20 protein-coding genes are annotated in these 19,839 nt (G+C 62.1%); 12 read left to right on the top strand and 8 right to left on the bottom strand.

Annotated elements, in window-relative coordinates:
* Window positions 1-2 precede the first annotated feature (2 nt).
* From AC1D06_RS01450 to AC1D06_RS01420, 7 genes are read right to left on the bottom strand one after another with little or no spacing between them, the layout of a single operon-like run.
* Complete coding sequence (locus AC1D06_RS01450) at window positions 3-1,802, bottom strand: CocE/NonD family hydrolase (protein WP_477984453.1); 1,800 nt, start codon at window positions 1,800-1,802, stop codon at window positions 3-5.
* 41 nt (window positions 1,803-1,843) lie between these two features.
* Window positions 1,844-2,362: a cupin domain-containing protein gene (locus tag AC1D06_RS01445; RefSeq protein WP_477984451.1), complete on the bottom strand. Its 519-nt coding sequence runs from the start codon at window positions 2,360-2,362 to the stop codon at window positions 1,844-1,846.
* Window positions 2,343-3,407 carry a branched-chain amino acid ABC transporter permease gene (locus tag AC1D06_RS01440; RefSeq protein ID WP_477984449.1) on the bottom strand — a complete coding sequence of 355 codons (1,065 nt, stop codon included), beginning with the start codon at window positions 3,405-3,407 and terminating at the stop codon, window positions 2,343-2,345. The genes AC1D06_RS01445 and AC1D06_RS01440 overlap by 20 nt, the downstream gene beginning before the upstream one ends.
* Complete coding sequence (locus AC1D06_RS01435; protein ID WP_477878358.1) at window positions 3,407-4,267, bottom strand: branched-chain amino acid ABC transporter permease; 861 nt, start codon at window positions 4,265-4,267, stop codon at window positions 3,407-3,409. The genes AC1D06_RS01440 and AC1D06_RS01435 overlap by 1 nt, the downstream gene beginning before the upstream one ends.
* Before the next feature lie 3 nt (window positions 4,268-4,270).
* On the bottom strand, window positions 4,271-4,969 hold the full coding sequence (locus tag AC1D06_RS01430) for an ABC transporter ATP-binding protein (protein ID WP_477984447.1): 699 nt from the start codon (window positions 4,967-4,969) through the stop codon (window positions 4,271-4,273).
* A gap of 37 nt (window positions 4,970-5,006) precedes the next feature.
* Complete coding sequence (locus AC1D06_RS01425) at window positions 5,007-5,735, bottom strand: ABC transporter ATP-binding protein (RefSeq protein ID WP_477984445.1); 729 nt, start codon at window positions 5,733-5,735, stop codon at window positions 5,007-5,009.
* Window positions 5,736-5,767: 32 nt separating this feature from the next.
* On the bottom strand, window positions 5,768-7,060 hold the full coding sequence (locus AC1D06_RS01420) for an ABC transporter substrate-binding protein (RefSeq protein ID WP_477984443.1): 1,293 nt from the start codon (window positions 7,058-7,060) through the stop codon (window positions 5,768-5,770).
* Window positions 7,061-7,611: 551 nt separating this feature from the next.
* On the opposite strand from AC1D06_RS01420, the gene AC1D06_RS01415 reads away from it, so the two are divergent.
* The 12 genes from AC1D06_RS01415 (at window position 7,612) to AC1D06_RS01360 (ending at window position 19,416) form a co-directional block, all read left to right on the top strand.
* Complete coding sequence (locus tag AC1D06_RS01415) at window positions 7,612-9,228, top strand: thiamine pyrophosphate-dependent enzyme (RefSeq protein WP_477984441.1); 1,617 nt, start codon at window positions 7,612-7,614, stop codon at window positions 9,226-9,228.
* A 56-nt stretch (window positions 9,229-9,284) separates the two neighbouring features.
* Entirely contained in the window at window positions 9,285-10,463 is a 1,179-nt protein-coding gene (locus AC1D06_RS01410) for an alpha-hydroxy acid oxidase (RefSeq protein ID WP_477984439.1), read from the top strand.
* Window positions 10,454-11,554, top strand: a complete 1,101-nt coding sequence (locus AC1D06_RS01405) for an NAD(P)-dependent alcohol dehydrogenase (protein WP_477984437.1) — start codon at window positions 10,454-10,456, stop codon at window positions 11,552-11,554. The genes AC1D06_RS01410 and AC1D06_RS01405 overlap by 10 nt, the downstream gene beginning before the upstream one ends.
* A gap of 25 nt (window positions 11,555-11,579) precedes the next feature.
* Window positions 11,580-13,088 (top strand): aldehyde dehydrogenase family protein, encoded by a 1,509-nt coding sequence (locus AC1D06_RS01400; protein ID WP_477984435.1) that lies wholly within the window; start codon window positions 11,580-11,582, stop codon window positions 13,086-13,088.
* Window positions 13,089-13,184: 96 nt separating this feature from the next.
* Complete coding sequence (locus AC1D06_RS01395; protein WP_477878366.1) at window positions 13,185-14,075, top strand: LysR family transcriptional regulator; 891 nt, start codon at window positions 13,185-13,187, stop codon at window positions 14,073-14,075.
* A 198-nt stretch (window positions 14,076-14,273) separates the two neighbouring features.
* On the top strand, window positions 14,274-15,083 hold the full coding sequence (locus AC1D06_RS01390; protein WP_477984433.1) for a cyclase family protein: 810 nt from the start codon (window positions 14,274-14,276) through the stop codon (window positions 15,081-15,083).
* Window positions 15,084-15,097: 14 nt separating this feature from the next.
* Complete coding sequence (locus AC1D06_RS01385) at window positions 15,098-15,913, top strand: cyclase family protein (protein WP_477984431.1); 816 nt, start codon at window positions 15,098-15,100, stop codon at window positions 15,911-15,913.
* Window positions 15,910-16,713 (top strand): SDR family NAD(P)-dependent oxidoreductase, encoded by an 804-nt coding sequence (locus AC1D06_RS01380; RefSeq protein ID WP_477984429.1) that lies wholly within the window; start codon window positions 15,910-15,912, stop codon window positions 16,711-16,713. Before AC1D06_RS01385 ends, AC1D06_RS01380 begins: the two co-directional genes overlap by 4 nt.
* Window positions 16,714-16,718: 5 nt before the next feature.
* On the top strand, window positions 16,719-17,621 hold the full coding sequence (locus tag AC1D06_RS01375) for a 3-hydroxyacyl-CoA dehydrogenase family protein (protein WP_477984427.1): 903 nt from the start codon (window positions 16,719-16,721) through the stop codon (window positions 17,619-17,621).
* A gap of 24 nt (window positions 17,622-17,645) precedes the next feature.
* Window positions 17,646-17,993, top strand: coding sequence for a cupin domain-containing protein (locus tag AC1D06_RS01370; protein ID WP_477984426.1), 348 nt, complete (start codon window positions 17,646-17,648; stop codon window positions 17,991-17,993).
* Window positions 17,994-18,359 (top strand): nuclear transport factor 2 family protein, encoded by a 366-nt coding sequence (locus AC1D06_RS01365; RefSeq protein WP_477984424.1) that lies wholly within the window; start codon window positions 17,994-17,996, stop codon window positions 18,357-18,359. It begins immediately after the preceding gene.
* 49 nt (window positions 18,360-18,408) lie between these two features.
* Window positions 18,409-19,416 (top strand): fumarylacetoacetate hydrolase family protein, encoded by a 1,008-nt coding sequence (locus tag AC1D06_RS01360; protein ID WP_477984422.1) that lies wholly within the window; start codon window positions 18,409-18,411, stop codon window positions 19,414-19,416.
* Between the two features lie 53 nt (window positions 19,417-19,469).
* On the opposite strand, the gene AC1D06_RS01355 is transcribed toward AC1D06_RS01360, so the two are convergent.
* Complete coding sequence (locus AC1D06_RS01355) at window positions 19,470-19,808, bottom strand: hypothetical protein (protein ID WP_477984420.1); 339 nt, start codon at window positions 19,806-19,808, stop codon at window positions 19,470-19,472.
* Window positions 19,809-19,839 lie beyond the last annotated feature (31 nt).

Genomic DNA, 19,839 nt, shown 5'->3' with positions numbered 1-19,839 from the left:
GGCTATCCTGCGTCGGGAATGATCGGCAATAGCAAATGTGAAGGACGCGCCAGGTCATGGTAGATCCGGTGCATCACCGTTTCGCTGCTGCAGATATGGTAAGGTATATATTCGGCATTGGTCGCGCCGGCGACACCGGTTGGCATGTCCAGGCAGGTGATCTCCACGCAGATGCGATGCCCCTTACGGAACAAGTTGGCCGTCGACAGGATTTCGATCCGGTATTCGAGGATCTCGTCCGGCAATACCGGCTCACGCGATTCTCGCGTCAGTTTGTGCCATGGCTTCCAAGGCGTTGAACGGTCCTCGTCGAGCATGCGCAGCGACGCTTTCAGCCAGCCGCGCGTCAGCTCCCGCTCGGGCAGATCGTCGGATATCTCGCGTTCGCCTTCCCGCACGGTTCGCACCGAGACATCCGGACCGACATCTTTCAGGATGACGATCCAGTTGGTATCGGTCTGGTCGATCGAGGCATAGAGCGTCAGCGATATCGGTCCGGCGACGAGAACGTCCTCCGCCAGGGGATCGGTGAGATAGCGCAGCCGCGCCACCTTGTTGGTCTGGCTCGGCGGCATCTGCACGAAGACGTCCGGCGGCTGGATTTCGTCATAGCCGCCGGCGACGAAGGGCATCCTGGCCGCCAGGCGCTCCCAGCTGTTGAGATAGAGCTTGGTCCAGCGCGTTTCCGGCAGCGGCCAGTCTGTGGCCTTGCGCCATTCGTTGGCGCCCATCACCCAATATTTAACCGGCGGCTCGTCCATCATGCCGCTATCGATGCCTTTGAGCCAATAATCGTACCATCTGAGCGTCTCGTTGCGGAACGACCGCCATGGCCGTTCGAGATGCGATGGTCCCGAGAGCGTCAGCTTCCGTGGCGCATCGACATTGGCGAAATAGCTTTGCGCGCCGTTGAGGTGGTATTTGTAAGTGTAGCCGTACCAGCCCGATCCCATATAGGCGGGAATCGTGATCCGCTCGAAATCGGCCTCGCTGTTCTCAACGTCCTGCTCATGATCGTAGGGATCGACGAGTTCGCGGAAGAAGACCGGCATGTGCTGGCCCTTCTGGGCGACGACGTTGAAGACATGCGGATACATGCGGTAATCCGGGTTCTCCATGGCTTCACGCCACATCGCCTCCATGTCTGGCGTGAGCGCACCGGGTGCGCCTCTTGTCGTATGGACGGCGGAAAAGTGGTCGCAATGATAGCGGAACAGATGCATGACGCCGCCGGGATATTGCTGCCGGAAGCCGCCATAAGGACCGTAGGCGCCGCGCCCGTCATAGGCGAATATGGTCTTGAGATGCGGCGGCTGTTTCTTGGCGGCGGCATATTGCTCGGCGGCGAAGGCGCCGATTCCCACCATGCCGACCTGCCCGTCGCACCAGGGCTGCGCGGCGATCCATTCGATCACGTCATAGGCGTCCCACTCGCGCGATCCGCCGGCGTCCGATGGGCCGATGCCGCGCGGCGAGCCGACCACGTGCACATAGCCGCGCGAGACGAAAAAGGCGGTGTCGCCGGATTCGATGTGACCCGTCCAGAGGCTCGACCACGAGGGCTGCGGCGGCGTTGCCGAGGCGAAATCGGGCCCTTGAATGTGCTTCGGATGGCCGCCAAAGGCGAGCAGCGCCGGAAACCGCCCTGGTGCATCCGGTCGATAGACATCGAGCACCAGGCGGACGCCGTCCCGCATCGGCACGACCACGTCGAGGTCGCGGACAAGGCCTTCATGGTCGACCGGCCTGGCATAGTCGCAGGGCGGGCTGTCGCCAGATTCGAAGGGGTCGTTAAGCGGCATAAATGACCTCCCTGTGGGCATGCATTCGGATCGCGCCAGCCTCAGCTCTGGTCGCAGAGCACGGCGACGAGCAGCGCATCTTCGGAGCCCGTATTGATCCAGGCATGGTTGGTGGCCTGTTGGACGACGACATCAAAGGGTTTGAGCGCGATCGGCTCACCCTCATCGAGAAGCAGGGAGACATGGCCCGACAGGAGCACGATATAGTCCGTGGTCGGCGTCCGGTGCATCATCGGATGGCGGCTCGTGTCGACCCGGCAGTCACCGATGCCGAAGCTGGCGAACAGGTTCTCCGCAAAGGCTTCGACATCGGCACGGCTCAAGGCCGCGCCGGTCGGCGGGATGCGGAAAAACCGGAAGAACGATTGACCATCGCGCGGAAAGAATGGCTGGCGGCGCATGCGAGCAGCCAGCTCACCGGCTCCGCCACCCATCCAGAAATCGAAATTGCCCGCAGGCCCATCGCCGACGCCGTCATCAGCCACCACGACGGATCGGCCGCCCTCGCTGTGGCCGGTCACGATCCGCCGGAATATCCGCTCATGATCCGAATGCGCCATGCTTCTCCCCTATCTCGGCAGTGGCGCGGCTGAGGCGCCGTGCCAGCGGAAACAATTGCCAGCCGAAACGCTCGGCGAAATAGCCCCACAGCCCATGCGGCGACTTGAGCATGACGACGATGGCGACCACGCCGAAGATGATCAGGTAGATGCTGCCGTAATCGGCCAGCATTTGCCGGAGCGCGAAGAAAATGATCGTGCCGACGATCGGTCCCTCGACGCGTCCTATGCCGCCGATCACAACAATGAAGATGACATTGACCGTCCAGTTGTTCATGCTGAAGGCGGCAAACGGCGTGATGCTGAGTTTCTGCAGGAAGATCATGGCGCCCATCATCGCCGTGCCGAAGGCGGCGACGACGAAGACGACAAGGCGGGTGCGATAGACATCGATGCCGCTCGACTTGGCCGCCATCTCGTTGTCCCGGATCGCCGTCAGCGCCAGCCCGTAGCGGGTTCGCAACAGGATCAGGATCGCACCGAGGACAACCAGGGTCAGCGCCAGAAACAGCCAGTAGATCAAGAATTCGCGCGCATCGCGGCCGCTGACGATCGACTTGACGATCCGCGCCGGCAGGCTCATGCCGCTGCCGCCGCCCACCGCCGCGACCTGCGAGAAGATATAGGGAAAGGCCTCGGCGACCACCCAGGAGCCGATGGTGAAATAGGCGCCGCGCAGCCGGAACAGGAGCAGCGCAATCGGGACGGACAGAACCGCGCCGACCACGCCGGCAAGCGGTATGCCCCAAAGCGGATTGATCCCGACCATCAAGGCGCAGACGAACAGGCAATAGCCGCCAAGCCCGACATAGGCCTGCTGGCCGACCGAGACCAGGCCGGCATAGCCCGCCATCAGGTTCCACAGGCTCGCCAGCGCCAGATAGGAATAGATTTCCGTCAAGAGCCGCAACAGATCACGGCTTGCCCAGAGCGGCGCGGCCATCAGAAACAAGGTCAGCAGGCCCCAGACGATCATGCCCACCCGGGTGGTGCGGTCGCCATGCGTGACATGGAAAACGGGCCGAATGCTTGGCTCGACGCTCATCAATTCACCTTCGGATAGAGACCTTGCGGCCGGAAAAGCAGCACGGCGAGAAAGACGAAATGGCCCGCCAGCACCTGCCAGGCGAGATCGAACTGGCCGCCAACGGCCTGGGCGACGCCAAGCAGGATGCCACCGGCGAGCGTGCCCCAAAGGCTGCCGAGACCGCCGATGATGATTGCCTCGAAGCCGAAGATCAGCAGCAGAGGGCCACGAAACGGATCGAAATTTGTTCTTATGCCGATGAAGACAGCCGCAATCGCCACCACGGCCAGCGACAGAGCCATGGCCAGCGCGAAGATGTGGCGATTTTCCAGCCCCATCAGTTGCGATACCTCCGGATCATCAGACGTAGCGCGGAAAGCACGGCCAAGGGCGGTATGGTAGAACAGCATCTGCAGGCCGAAAATCACCAGCACCGCGAGCCCGAACTGCAGGAGCGGCAGGACACCGAGCGAAAGCTGGTCGTTGATCCTCAGGCTCATGACCTCGATCACACCGGCATTCAGCCGGCGGCTGTCGGGCGTGAAGAAGACCAGCAGCATGTTCTGGATGATCACCGAAAGCCCGAAGGTGACGAGCAGTGGCGGCATGTCCTCGCCGATCGTCCGGTTGAGCAGCGTCCGTTGCAGCAGGTAGCCGAAGACAGCCGCACAGGGCACGACGATGACCAACGAGGTGAACGGCCCGACGCCGAGCATCTGCATGATGAAATAGGAGAAATAGGCGGCAACCACGATCAGGTCGCCATGAGCGATGTTGACCAGCCGCATCACGCCGAAAATGATCGACAGCCCGGCGGCGAACAGCGCGTAGAGGCCGCCCAGCAGCGCTCCCTGGATGATGACGTTGATCCATTCCATCGCTCAGACCCCGAAATATGCCAATTTGATTGCCTGCTGGGACAGAGTGCCCGAAGGCCCCTCCAGCGATATCCGCCCCTCACGGATGCAATAGACGTGACGGCTGGCGACGACCGCCTGCAGCACGTCCTGTTCGACGATGACCACGGCCGTGCCCTCGGCGGTAATTGTTGGCAATCGCGCGAAAATATCCTTGACCACGATCGGCGCCAGCCCGAGGCTGATTTCGTCGCAGAGCAGCAGTTCGGGATTGGACATCAGCGCCCGGCCGATGGCGACCATCTGCTGCTGGCCGCCGGAAAGCAGATGGCTCGGCTGGTTACGCCGCTCGCGCAGGATCGGGAACAGGTCGTAGACGCGCTCCAGGCTCCACGGCCCCGGCCGCTTCAACTGGCCGCCGATCTGCAGGTTTTCGAGCACGGACAGCGACGAGAACAGGCGGCGGCCTTCCGGCACCATGGCGATGCCGCGCTTGACCAGCTGCGACGGCCGGCTGCCGCCGACCGCGTCGCCACGAAAGCGGACCATCTGCCGCTTCGACGACACGAGACCGGAAATCGCCTTCAGAAGCGTGCTCTTGCCGGCGCCGTTCGCGCCGATCACGGCCACGAGTTCGCCGGCGGCAACCGTCAGCGAAATGCCGTAAAGGGCCTGGAAATCACCGTAAAACGCAGTCAGCCCGTCGACTTCGAGCAACGCCATTCCATCCTCCAATCGGTTGCGGCCGCAACCGAAGTCCTCAATCTCCCGCCGGAATGCCCATGTAGAGTTCGACCACACGCGGGTCGCGCACCACATCTTCGGAAGCACCGTTGGCAATGATGTCGCCGCCCGCCAGCACGGCGACGCGATCGACCACGGCGGTCAGCGCATGGACGATATGCTCGATCCAGATGATCGACACACCGGTTCTCCTGATCTTGCGGATCAGCCCGATCAGAAGCTCGCATTCCGCCTCGGTCAGCCCGCCGGCCACCTCGTCGAGCAGCAAAAGCCGCGGCTGGGTGACCAGCGCGCGGGCAAGCTCCAGCCGCTTGCGGTTCAGGAGCGTGAGCTTGCCGGCCTTCATGTTGGCGACATCGCCGAGACCAACCTCATCGAGCACCTCGCCGGCGCTCTGGTAAAGCTCGCGTTCGCTCTTGCCCCGCGAGAACGCGCCGGCCACGACCAGGTTTTCGAAAACCGTCATCTTGCCGAACGGCTGGGGTACCTGGAACGACCGGGCAATCCCCATCCTACAGCGACGCGCCGCCGGCAGGCGGGAAATATCCTGCCCGCCGAAGACGATCTGGCCGGAATCGAGCGATTGCGTACCGGTGATCAAGCCGAAGACTGTGGTCTTGCCCGCCCCGTTCGGGCCGAGCATGCCAAGCGCTTCGCCTTCGGCCAGGTGAAGGTCGAGGCCGTTGGCAATGACCACGGCCCCGTAGCTCTTGTGCACGCCTTTGAGCGTCAGGATATCAGCCATTCAGCACTCCGGCCCGCCATTCGAACCCGGCCTCAGGCAAGCGGCAGCAGCTTGGAGGTGACAGGGATATTCGGGAACCCGGCATTGCCGACGATTTCCATCTTCCACTTGCCACCCTGCTTCTGCCACTGGCCGGTCACGACGGGTGTCGCGCAGACATTCTTCACCGGTTTGCCGGTCCATTCCACATGTCCGACGATCGTATCGAGCTTGGTCGCCTTGATCGCCGCGAGGATTGCTTCCGGATCCTTGACGTTTTCGGAGCGTTTTAACACATCGACGATGACCTCGAACAGCGCATGCTTGAAGCCGATCGGCTGGGTCCAGGGACGGTTCGATTTGGACTCGTAGGTGTCGCAAAGCTCTTTGGCGCTGACGCCGGTCAGGCTGGATTTGTAGGGATGATGCGGCGACCACCAGACTTCGGAGGTGACGCCGGCTGCGGTGTCGCCCAGCGATTCAAGCGCGGACGGGAACAGGAAGGCCTTGCCGAGCGTAACCACCTTGGGCTTGTAGCCCTGCTGCGCGCATTGCTGCCAGAACGTGCCGAAATCCGGTGTGAACAGATTGCCGGTGACGATCTCGACGCCGGCCTTCTTGAAGGCGGCGATCTGCGGGGTGAAATCATTGCCGAAGGGCGGAAACTGGCCGGGATCGACGACCTGCATGCCCGCCGCCTTGATGGCCGGGATGAAGGCGTCATGCCAGGAATTGTCGTCCTGCGCATTGTTGAACAGTGTGCCGACGATCTTGTTGGTCGACTGTGCCTGCCAGACGCCGATAAAGCTCTGCAGCACTTCCTTCAGGCCCCAGAAGAAGTGATAGGTCCATTCGAAACCCTCATTGCCTGGATTACGGCCATAGTAATAGGATTCCCACGGGTCGTCCGAGGTGACGCAGGGCACGCCGTTGAGCTCGGCGACATCGGCAATCGGATTGCAGTCGATCGAGCCGCTACAGGCCGACAGAATATCGACCTTGTCCTTGAGCACCAGTTCGTTGGCAACCTCGGCGGCGCGGCTGGTATCGGTCTGGCTGTCCTTCTGGATGATCTGGACCTCATAGGTCTTGTCGCCGATCTTCAATCCCGGTTTCAGGAAATCGCGGATCTGGCCAATCATGTAGTCGTCGGCTTCGGCAAAGCCTGCCATCGGCCCGGTGCGCGGGCTGACATGGCCGATCTTGATCACCTCGTCGGCAGCCCGCAGTATCGAGGGACTGAAGAGTGCCGTGCTGGCCGCCGCGGCAGCGCTGGTCTTGAGCAGCGTGCGCCGTGACAATCCGCCGGTAAAAATCGACAATCCGTTTTTTGATGTCTCCGTCATAGACCCCTCCCAGGTTCTAATGCAATTCTTGGGCACGCATGTGCCCGATGTCGCGGGTTCCTTCCGGTTCGCGCACCCAGAAACTTTCGATGACCGATCGGGATTGCCCTGCATCCGGCCGCTCCTATTCAGCGACGCGATCCGGAAAGGTTCTGGAAATTCAAACCGCTCCTCCAATAGGATTGCATTATTTCCACCTCGCTTTCGCAGTCCAATGACATATTGAGCGCTCGCCATAAGGAATTCTAATGGCCCTGGAAAACACCGGCAGCGCAAGCGTTTGCAGCGATTGTGCGACGATATTTCCGCTGTCTTTCCCGGCTCTTGCATGCGGAAAACTTGGTGCCATTCAGCTGGACAGTGCCCCTGGAAAGCCTTGAACGCAAAGCACCATTCGGGACATTCCTTTTTCTTATGTGAGCCGTTTCAAAAAGCATTTGAACGGGTTCGAAGGGGCACCTAACGATGACACAGACTGGCGCGGTCTCGCCCGGCGACCAAGAGCCATTGGGCGGGATGGCCTTTGGCTGGCAACAACTGGGAAAAACAGCATGGCATTGATGACGGGTGGGGAGGCAATCGTCGCAGGACTTTTGCGTCATTCCGTGGATACGGTCTTCGGCCTGCCGGGCGCACAGATCTACGGACTGTTCGACGGGCTCTACAAGGCTAGCGACCGGATCAAAGTCATCGGCGCACGGCATGAGCAGGGCTGCGCCTATATGGCGCTCGGCTATGCCCGCTCCACCGGGCGGCCGGGCGTGTATTCCGTGGTGCCGGGACCCGGCATGCTCAACACCTCGGCCGCCTTGCTGACGGCCTATGGCTGCAATGCTCCAGTTCTCTGCCTCACCGGCCAAGTCCCCACCGCCTATTTCGGCCGCGGCCGCGGCCATTTGCACGAGATGCGCGACCAGCTCGGCACGATGCGGCACCTGGTGAAATGGGCGGACCGCATCGAAAATGCCGCCATGGCGCCGGCGATGCTGGCGCAGGCGTTCCACGAGATGACATCCGGGCGACCGGGACCGGCGGCGCTGGAAATGTTCTGGAACCGCTTTACCGAGACGATGGAGGTGGAGGTCGACACCCCCTCCCCGGCACCTCTCGCTCTGCCTGTCGATCTCGGCCGCATCGAGGAAGCCGCCGTACTGATCCGCAATGCGGCGGCACCGATGATCTTCGTGGGCGGCGGCGCTGTCGATGCTGCCGACGAGATCGCCGAACTCGCGGAGCTTCTCGGCGCCCCCGTGGTCGCCCTTCGCAATGGCCGCGGCATTGTCGGCGAAGACCGGGAACTGGGCGTCAATATCGCTTCCGGTTTCCCGCTTTGGAAGGATACCGATCTTCTGATCGGCATCGGCACACGGCTGGAAATCACCGGCTGGCGCTGGGGCAAGCCTCCCGCCGGACTGAAGACCATCCGCATCGACATCGACCCCGTGGAGGCCCGCTGTTATCCGAGCGATATCGACATCACCGCCGACGCCTCTGGTGCGACGCGTGCTCTGTTGGCCGCGGCACGAAAAACAGCCCGAAGCCACCCGGGACGGCGCGATGCCATCCGCCGCGCGAAGGAGGAAACCAGCCGTGCCATCCAGGCGGTCCAGCCACAGATCGATTATCTCAGGGTCATCCGCGACGTGCTGCCGCGCGATGGCTTTTTCGTCGACGATCTGTCGCAGGTCGGCTTCGCTTCCTGGTTTGGATTTCCGGTCTATCGGCCGCGCAGCTACATCTCCTCCGGACACCAGGGCACACTGGGCAGCGGTTTCGGCACCGCGCTGGGTGTCAAAGTCGCCAATCCGGACAAGGCGGTCATTTCGGTCTGCGGCGATGGCGGCTTCATGTTCGCGGTGCAGGAGCTGGCAACTGCCGTCCAATACAATATCGCCGTTGCCGTGATCGTCTTCAACAATGCGGCATTCGCCAATGTCCGGCGCGACCAGCAGATGCGCTTCGAGGGCCACGTCATCGGCGCCGAACTGGTGAATCCCGATTTCGTCAAGCTCGCGGAGAGTTTTGGCGTCAGTGCAAGCCGGGTCAAATCTCCCGACGAACTCAAGCCGGCTCTCGAAAAAGCCCTTGCCGCCGACCGGCCTGTGCTGATCGAGGTCATGGTCGAGCGGGGCTCGGAAGCCAGCCCATGGCCGTTCATCGATCACTGAGAAGCCGGGATGAAATCGATGAATTTCGGCAGAGCGAATGATGCAGAGTGGCCAGCTTGATCGATAGACGATTTCCCGATTTCGAGAGCCTGCGGGCCGGCGCCAGATCGCGCCTGCCTCGCTTTGCCTTCGATTTCCTCGATACAGGCGCGGGGCGTGAGCTTGGGGTCCAGCGCAATGCTGCCGCGTTCGACGATATCGATCTCGTTCCACGTTATGGCGCAAGCCCTGCAGATGCAGATGTAACCGTGACGCTCCTCGGCCGCAGCTATTCCATGCCCGTCGGCATCGCGCCTATGGGGCTTGCGGCACTTGCCTGGCCCGGCGCCGACGAAATCCTGGCGCAGTGCGCGCAGGCGGCACGGATACCCTATGTGCTTGCCACCGGTGCATCGATGAGCATCGAAAAGGCCGCACGCCTCGCACCCGACAGTTTCTGGTTCCAGCTCTACCAGATCCCCGGCAATGAGGGTTCCGTGGCCCGCGACATGATCGCGCGCGCCGACCGCGCCGGCGCGCATGCACTGGTGCTGACCGTCGACAGCGCCGCCAGATCGAAACGGCCGCGCGATATCCGCAACGGCCTCGTGCCGCCATTCTCGCTGACGCCGAAAATGACGTTGCAAGCGCTCGCCGCACCTGTATGGCTCGCGGCCGTCACCCGCACTGGCCTGCCGCGCTTCGAAAATCTACTGCCTTATCTTGGTGCGGAAAAAGGCGCATGGGCCTCTGCCAGCTTCGCAGTCCGGGAAATTACTGGCACCTTCTCCTGGGACGATATTGCTCGTATTCGCGATCTCTGGCCAAGGGCATTGGTGGTCAAGGGCATGACGCATCCGGAAGACGCCGAACGCGCGGTGGCCGTTGGTGCCGATGGCGTCTGGATCTCCAACCATGGCGGGCGCGTGTTTGACCCGAGCCCGCCCACCGCTGCGGTGTTGCCTTCTATTGCCGAGGCAATCGGCAAGCGCGCCACCATATTGCTCGACAGCGGCATCCGCGATGGCATCGACGTCGTGCGTGCTCGCGCGCTCGGCGCAACAGCGGCCTTTGCCGGCCGGGCTTTCCTGTTTGCTGTTTGTGCTCTCGGCAAACGCGGTGGCGATCACGCCGCCGCACTGTTCCGCAACGACATCGTCAATGCATTGAAATTCATGGGAGCGGCGGATCTTGCCGCACTCGACAGTGCGGCCAGCGGGCTGCAATCCATCGTCAGGGGGCAGAGATGCAAATAGAGGCAGCCATTGCGCGTGGCATCGGCCAGAACTTTTCGATCGAACAGGCGACCCTCGAAGAGCCCCGGCCGAACGAGGTGCTGGTCAAGCTTGTCGCCACCGGCATCTGCCATACCGACATCTTCATGCGCGACCATCAGATCTATCCGATCCCGCATCCGGTCGTGCTCGGCCATGAAGGCGCCGGCATCGTCGTAGGCACCGGCATCGGCGTCTCCAAGGTCAGACCGGGCGATCACGTCGTCATGACGGCCGGCGCATGCGGCCATTGCCGCAGCTGCAATGTCGGTAAGCCGAGCTATTGCGAGGAATTCCACGAGCACAATTTTATCGGCACGCGGCCGGACGGCAGCAGTCCGCTGTCGCAGAATGGTCGGCTGCTCCACTATTTCCAATCGCAGTCCTCCTTCGCCAGCCATGCCATCGCGACCGAGGAGAATGTGGTGAAGATGCCGCCCGATGCCCCGCTCGACATGCTGGGACCGATCGGCTGCGGCGTGATCACCGGCGCCGGTGCGATCATGAATTCCATGGCCGTCGGTGCCAGCGCCTCGGTCGCGGTGTTCGGAACGGGCGCCGTCGGCCTATCCGCCATCATGGCGGCACATCTGGTCGGCGCAAGCACCATCGTCGCTGTCGATCTGGTCGACAGCCGCCTGGAACTCGCAAGAGAGTTAGGCGCCACGCACACGATCAATTCCGGGCGGCAGCCCGCGGCCAACGCCATCATGCAGATCACCGGCGGCAAGGGGCTCGACTATACGCTCGACACCACCGCCAACATGAAAGTCCTGCGCCAGGCGATGGACGTGCTCGCCATGCGCGGCACCTGCGGTTTCGTTGGCGGCGCGCCGAAAGGCATGGAAGTGTCCATAGATGTCGAGCATATCATGACCGGCGGCCGCTCGATCCGCGGCATCATTCTCGGCGACAGCAATCCGGATGCGTTCCTGGTCAAGCTGGTCGACCTGTTCTTGAAAGGCCGCTTCCCGATCGACAGGCTCATCACCCATTACGACTTCCGGGACATCAACCGTGCCGTCGCCGATGCGCTGAGCGGCCGCGTGGTGAAACCCGTGCTGCGTTTCTGATCGCCATGCTCAAGGGAGAATAACAATGACCGAATTCGACCAGGCTGCGATCGACGGATTGGCCAGCCGCCCGCTCGGCAAGGCGTTTTGCCTGCTGGACGGCAAACAGATGGAAGCCGCTTCGGGAAAGCGCCGCCCGATCCTGTCCCCAATCGACGGGCGCGTGCTGACCAGCATGCCCGACTGCGACAGGGTCGATGTCGACAGTGCCGTCGCCACGGCGCGGCGCGTCTTCGAAGCGCGAATCTGGTGCGGCATGCCGCCCAAGGAGCGCAAGAAGCGCATGGTCCGCTGGGCGGAATTGATGGCGGCGGAACAGGCCTCGCTCGCCGTGACCGAGACGCTCGACATGGGCATGCCGATCATGATGGCCCATAATCTCGACACCGGTTTCGCCGTCGATACGATCCGCTGGTATGGCGAGCTGGCCGACAAGCTCTATGACGAGATGATCGCGCTCGACGATCACGTCACGGCCTATATTTCCCGCGCGCCGCTCGGGGTCGTTGCGGCGATCCTGCCGTGGAACGCGCCGGCGATGATCGGCGCCTGGAAGATGGGGCCGGCACTGGTCACCGGCAATTCCGTCATCGTCAAGCCGTCCGAGGAAGCCTCGCTCGTGGTGCTGCGCATGGCGGAACTGGCGCTCGAGGCCGGCATCCCCGAGGGCGTATTGCAGGTGGTCACCGGCGGAGCCGAGGTCGGCCGGGCGCTCGGCGAACATCCCGACATCGACTGCCTGACCTTCACCGGCTCCGGAGGCACCGGCCGGGCGCTGATGCATGCCTCCGCCGACAGCAACCTCAAGCGCGTCAGCCTGGAGCTCGGTGGCAAGAGCGCCAATATCGTCATGGCCGATGCACCTGATCTCGCCATGGCCGCTGACGTCGCCGTCGGCTTCATGTTTTCCAACCAGGGGCAGGTTTGCGAGGCGCCCTCGCGCTTGCTCGTCCAGAACGGCACGGACCAGTCCTTCCTCGATCGTCTGGTCGAAAAAGCCCGCGCGCTCCGCATCGGCAATCCGCTTCAGATCGAGACCGATCTTGGGCCGGTGATCCATGCGAGCCACCATGACAGGATCGTTTCCCGCATCGCAACCGCCGTCGAAGATGGCACAAACCTCTTGCTTGATGGCAGAAATGCCACGGGTCTGGCGGGCGGCAGCTATCTGGGCGCGACGATCGCCGACCGGGTCGATCCGAAAAGTGCGCTGGCACAAGAGGAAATCTTCGGGCCGGTGCTATCGGTCATCCGCTTCGATACCCTGGAAGAGGCGATCGCTATCGCCAATGCCACCCGCTACGGACTCGGAGCAAATCTCTGGTCGGCCAATATCGACGATGTCGCTTATGCCACATCGCGGCTGGTGGCGGGCAATATCAATGTCAACGGTGGCACGGGACCGGTGGTGGAAATGCCGTTCGGCGGCTTCAAGCAATCCGGCTTCGGTCGTGACCGATCGATGCATGCGGTCGACCTCTATTCGGACCTGAAGAATGTGGTCGTGCGGCGTTCGGAACGGGCCTCCGGCTGATCGTCCTACGATTGCTTGACCGGCTTTCAGCCCAGGTATAACAATTTCTTATGGGTTGGAATGAGCATTGGACTTGGTATGCGACACCGAAATACAATGATGCATTCCAGACTGCTGATCCTCTTCCTGACAACGGCCGAACATCTCAATATCACGGCGGCCGCCAAGGTTCTCAACCTCACCCAACCGGCGCTGACACGCAGCATCAAACAGCTTGAAATCATTCTCGGCGTGACGCTGTTCGAGCGTCTGCCGAGCGGCGTGGCGCTGACCCGCCAGGGCGAGATCCTTGCCCGGCGCGTCAAGCTGATGGAGCTCGAATACCACCATGCATTGGCGGAAATCAGCGCGCTCGAAAAGGGCATGGTGGGCACGCTCAGGATCGGCGCCGGCCCGGTCTGGATCACCACGTTCCTGCCGCCGGTGATTGCCGCCTTCCATGCGCAGTTTCCCAAGGTCAAGGTCGTGTTGAGCAGCGGTGTCATCGACACGCTCGTCCCGGCTCTGATGAACGGCGACATCGACCTCGTCTGCAGCACGCTGGATTTCCCGTCGCAGGCGGAGATCGTCAAGGAGCCCTTGGTCAAGATCCAGCATACGGTCGTGGCCCGCTCCGAGCATCCGCTGCTGCAATTGCCGGTGGCGACGGCACAGGATCTGGCACGCTATCCCTGGCTGGTGCTGGCAAACGACCATGTCGGGACCAGCCGCATCGGTTCCTATTTCGTCGCCAACGGCATCGAGCCACCGACGATTGCCGTGGAGACGACATCGATCGGCCTGTTCAAGATTCTCAGCGAGGGCGATTTCCTCGCCCATTTCCCCGAACAGATGCTGGTCGATGCGGAAAAATACGGATTGAAGGAAGTCTCGCATGAGGGGACCTTCTGGGAGGCGGAAGCCGGCATTGCCTATCGCCGCACGCCCAACCCAGTACGGGCTCTGGACAGTTTCATGGCGATCCTGCGCGCCAGGCTTTCGGCCTGATTGCATCTGCTTTTCATCGCGAAGGCATCGGATGGCCGTTTCCCGCTGCATGCAGCCATAAATAGTTTGCATAGCATCAAGCGGCCTTTTGATTTGCGCCACAAGCCGCATGCCGCCATCCTCAAACCGTTCCTGCAGCACAGGAAATCACCAAAACAGAGCATTCGCAGCGCCGGCTCGACCGGCTGGGGAGGAATCATGTCCGGCGTACAGGAACCCGAAACCGGGCTTCTATTCTATGAGCTCAGCCATGTCTGGGGCCACGGTGTCCCGACCTTGCCGGGCTATGACGACGTGAAAATCTTCCGCTCGACGACGCATGCCAAGAACGGCGTCATGGCGCAGCGCATCCGCACCATCATGCATACCGGAACCCACATGAATGCCCCGCGCCACCTGATCCAACGCGGCATCGGCGTCGGCGAGATCGCGCTCGATCGCTCTTTCGGTCCGGGCGTGGTGGTCTCCATCCCGAAAAGTGAATGGCAGCAGGTCACCGCTGCCGATCTCGAAGCCGCCTCGCCCCGCATTGAGGCCGGCGACATTGTCGTCATCGTCACCGGCTGGCACCGCAGATACAGCGACAGTATCGACTATTTCGGCCATAGCCCCGGTCTTTCGAAGGATGCGGCGGAATGGCTCGTCGCCCGCGCGGTCAAGCTCGTTGCCGTCGACACGCCACAAGTGGACCATCCGCTGGCGACGTCGCTCGGCAACCATCGCAACGGTCCGCAGATGAAACGGCTGCCCAAGGCCTACGAGGCTGCGACCAGCCGCTCGACAGCGGAAGACTTCCCCACCTGGAACGTCGCCCACCGCATCCTGCTCGATGCCGGCATTCCGACGATCGAGAATGTCGGCGGCGATATCGACGATCTCATCGGCCGGTCTTGCGTGTTCCAGGCCTATCCCTGGAATTGGCATGAGGGCGATGCCTGCCCGGTGCGTTTCGTCGGCATTGTCGACACGCAGGGCAATTACCGGATCGAATCCGGCAAAGCGGCGTAAGGCGAGGCAAGATAATGACCTATGCAGCAAAGACATCAGGCCTGCAATTCTACAACCTGTCCGCCCGCTGGGGCCACGGCATGCCGGAATGGCCATCGGCGCCCGGCATCAACGTGCTGACACATCAGTACCACGCCAATCACGGCATCTATGTCAACGAGTTCGAAGGCATCATGCATCGCGGCACACATATGGATGCGCCGCTGCATGTGACCGAGAACACGCCGACGCTCGCCGGTTATCCGATCTGGCGGTTCTTCGGCACCGGCGTCGCCGTTTCCATCCCCAAGGGCAAATGGGGCGTCATCACCGCCGACGACCTGGAAAAGGCAAGCCCGGCAATCCGCAAGAACGACATCGTGATGATCAATACCGGGACGCATCGCATCCTCGGCGACACCGACGACTACTATGCCTATTCGCCCGGCCTCTACAAAGAGTCAGCCGAATGGCTGGTGGAGAAGGGCGTCAAGATGGTGGGTGTCGACGTCCAGGCGCTCGACCATCCGCTCGGCACCAAACTGGTCGACCATGGCCCCGGCCCGTCGCATCCGCATCTGATGGCCGAATACAAACGCGAAACCGGCCGCGACGTGATGGCGGATTTCCCTTACTGGGAGATCGCCCACAAGACGCTGATGGTCAAAGGCGGCATTCCCGGCATCGAGAACATCAATGGCGATCTCGACAAGATCACCGGCAAGCGCTGCACCTTCATGGCCTTCCCGTGGCGGTGGCCGGAGGGCGAAGGCTGCGGCGTGCGGGTCGTGGCGATCATCGATCCGGACCAGACATTCCGCTTTCCGGGCGCACATGGAGCGCGAGCATGATCAGCGAAGCGCTCAGGAACCCGAAATCGCTGTTTGACGTCACCGGCAAGGTCGCGCTGATCACTGGCGCATCCGGTTCGTTCGGCCGCGCCTGTGCACTGGCGCTTGGCGCAAGCGGCGCGAAACTCGTACTGGTCTCCGGCTCGGCCGGGGAACTCGACGGCATCGCAGCCGAGGCGGCGGAATTAGGCGCGGACTGCAAAACTGTCATCGCCCGCCCGGACGATCTGGAGAGCGCCAGGCATATGCTCGATGCCGCAATTGCGGCATTTGGCCGGGTCGATATGCTGGTCATCGCCTCCGGCTTCAACAAGGCGGGCTTCATTCAGGACCAGGATTATGAAACCTGGCAGAGCGTCATGGACGCCAATGTCCGCGGTGCCTGGTTGATGGCCAAGGCCGTCGGCACTTATTGGATCGAAAACAAGATCAAGGGCAAGATGCTGCTGATGTCGTCCGTGCGCGGCCGGCACGGCAATATTTCGGGCTACACCGCCTACTGCACCTCGAAGGGCGCCACCGACGCCCTGACCCGGGTGCTGGCGACGGAATGGGCCAAGCATGGCATCACCGTCAACGCGATTGCGCCCACGGTGTTTCGCTCGAAACTCACGGCATGGATGTGGAGCGAGGACGAGGTCGGCCAGGCGACCAGAGCGCGATCATTGTCGCGCATCCCGCTTGGCCGGCTGGGCGAGCCCGAGGATCTGATCGGCATGGCGCTCTACCTGCTGTCGCCGGCCTCCGATTTCTGCACCGGCCAGATCATGTATGTCGATGGCGGCTATACGGCGGGGTAGCGGACATGCCGAAGGCGAAAATCGCGGTGATCGGCGCCGGGCTCATGGGGCACGGCATCGCCTATCTGTTTGCGGCGGCCGGACATCACGTTCGGGTGCAGGACCCCGATCAGGCCGCACGCGACGTTCTGCCGGCGCGGATAAACGAGATCGCGGATCTGCTCGGAGATGTGTCCTCGCCGGCAACGCGGATCGAAGCCGGATCGGACATCGCCTGGGCCGTCGGCAATGCCGATCTCGTCGTCGAGGCTGCGCCGGAGAAACTGGCGCTGAAGCAGGAGATATTTTCTCAATTGGAGCGCCACGCGCCGCCCCATGCGATCCTTTGCTCGAACACTTCGGTCATCCCGATCGGTGCGATCTCGGCAAGAATTGCCGATAAATCGCACGTGCTGGGCACACATTTCTGGAATCCGCCGCATCTCGTGCCACTGGTCGAGATCGTGCTGATGAGCGAGGCAAACAGGCCGGCCGCACAGGTCGTGGAGGCGCTGCTCAAGGAGATCGGCCGGCATCCCGTCCTCGTGCACCGCGACATACCGGGCTTTGTCGGCAACCGGCTGCAGCATGCCCTCAAGCGCGAGGCAATCGCCCTTGTCGCCGCCGGCGTCTGCGATGCCGAGACGATCGACGACGTGGTCAAGCTTGGCTTTGGCGCTAGGCTTGCAGTGCTCGGGCCGCTCGAACAATCCGATCTCGTCGGCCTCGATCTCACCAAAGCGATCCATGATGTCGTCATTGCCGATCTCGATGTCACGCCGACCACGCATCCCTATCTCGACGCACTCGTCGCCCAAGGCAAGCTCGGAATGAAATCCGGCGAAGGGTTCCGCCGCTGGACGCCGGAGCAGGCGGAAGCAACCCGTGAACGGCTGCGCCAGTTCCTGGCCGCCGGCACCGCACGGTGAATCGGATACATGAAAGGACGAACTATGCATGTCACGCGCCTATCCGATGCCAAGCCTTATGAGGCGGCCAAACATTTCAACATGACCGGCCTGCGGCTTCAGGGTCACGATGTCTCGCCCAACGAAAACTTCTGGGTGGGCCTGTCGCACTTCCTGCCCGGCGGCGGCGCCGAAAGTTCGGATTCGCCGATCGAGAAAGTCTATGTCGTCGTCAGCGGCGAGGTGACCGTTATCACCGACAGCGGAGAGACCACACTGCATGCACTCGATTCCTGCCGGCTTGCAGCCGGAGAACGCCGCGAAATCATCAACCGCAGCAATCTCCCTGCCTCCATGCTGGTCATCATGCCCTATCCGCAGGCGAGCGCCTGAATGGACGCAAACGATCGCATCGTCAGGCAGTTCTGCGCGGTCTTCGAGCGGCTGGATGCGGATGAATTGGTTGGCTATTTTTCAGCCGATGCCGTCTATCACAATATGCCGATGCAGCCCCTGGTTGGCTATATGGCAATCCGCGCTTTCCTTGCGGATATTCCCAACCAGTTCAGGGGACTACGCTTCGAGATCGTCAACCAGATTGCGGCCGGCGATCTCGTCATGAACGAGCGCATCGACCATTTCACCCTTGCCCAAGGCTCGGTCGCACTCCCCGTGGCCGGGATTTTCCAGCTTCGGGGCGGCAAGATCATCGCTTGGCGGGACTATTTCGATCTCGCGACATTGGAGAACAAGCTTTGACCCACGCTCAAGGAAAGGGTCAGCCCAAAGCCTGCCTGTCCGGAACGCCATGAAACTTGCATCGCTGAAACACGGCCGCGACGGGTGCCTCGTCATCGTGAACCGAGCGCTCGACCGCATGGCGGATGCCACCGATGTTGTGCCGACATTGCAGGCCGCCCTTGACGACTGGTCCGAGCTCGAACCGCTCCTACGAGAGCGGGCCGAAGCTCTTGAAGACAGTCGCCTTCCGGGCCTGCCGTTCGATCCGGCGGCTTGTGCAGCGCCCTTGCCGCGCGCTTATCAATGGCTGGACGCCTCGGCCTATGTGAACCATGTCGACCTTGTCCGGCGGGCGCGCGGCGCCGTCATGCCGGACGCCTTCTGGACCGATCCGCTGATGTACCAGGGCGGTTCCGACTCGTTCCTGGCGGCTCACGAGGCAATCCATTTTCCGCACGAGAGCTACGGGATCGATTTCGAAGCCGAGGTCGCCGTCATCACCGGCGATGTCCCCATGGCGCCGACACGCGAGGATGCAACCAGCGCGATACGGCTACTGGTTCTCGTCAACGACATCTCGCTGCGCCACCTCATTCCCGATGAGCTCGGCAAGGGTTTCGGATTTCTGCAGTCGAAGCCATCCTCTGCACTCTCCCCGGTCGCCGTCACGCCGGATGAACTGGGCGATGCCTGGGACGGGGGACGCCTGCACCTGCCGCTACTCAGCAGCGTAAACGATGTCCCGTTCGGACGGCCGAATGCAGGCATCGACATGACCTTCGATTTCCCGACCTTGATCATGCATGCCGCCCGCACCCGCAGGCTTGGAGCGGGCACCATCATCGGCTCGGGGACCGTCTCCAATCGCGGGCATGACGGCGGGGCCGGACGGCCGATTTCCGAAGGTGGAGACGGTTATTGCTGCATCGCCGAGCAACGGGTGGTCGAGACCATCCTTTCGGGAGAACCAAGGACGCCTTTTCTGGGGAATGGCGACCGCATCAGCATTGAAATGCGGGATCGGGACGGAAAAAGCCTGTTTGGCTGCATCCGACAAACGGTCGTGATGGGATAGACCCAAAGCGCATGAATAGGGACTGCAAGTCGATGGCAGCCATCGACAATCGCTCAGGTTCTCATCGTCGAATATTCGTTGGCACGAAAGACGTGGTGATGGACGCGGCCGGTGAAAAGCTTGAGCAGTTCACCCGTCACATCGCGGCTTTGGAACCGAACGTCCGACTTGAGGGCGGCATCGACTGCATCCATGTCCGGGTAGCGGATGGCGAGCGCCATTGCATATTCCGGTGCACCTTCATCCCGGTCCATGCCGTCCAGCACCCGTACTTCCTCAGCGCCGGGAAATTGTGTCCATAGCGGGACCAGCTTCTCCTTCACGAAGGTGCGGAACTCCTCCTCCCTGCCTTCATGGATTTTGCCTTCGAACAGTGCATAGCGAATGATCACGACCGGATTCCCGAGTATGAGTTCCCGATCG

It is taken from the genome of Rhizobium sp. P2_G2 (genome assembly GCF_056403555.1).
This window is presented reverse-complemented; position numbering and strand designations above follow the sequence as displayed.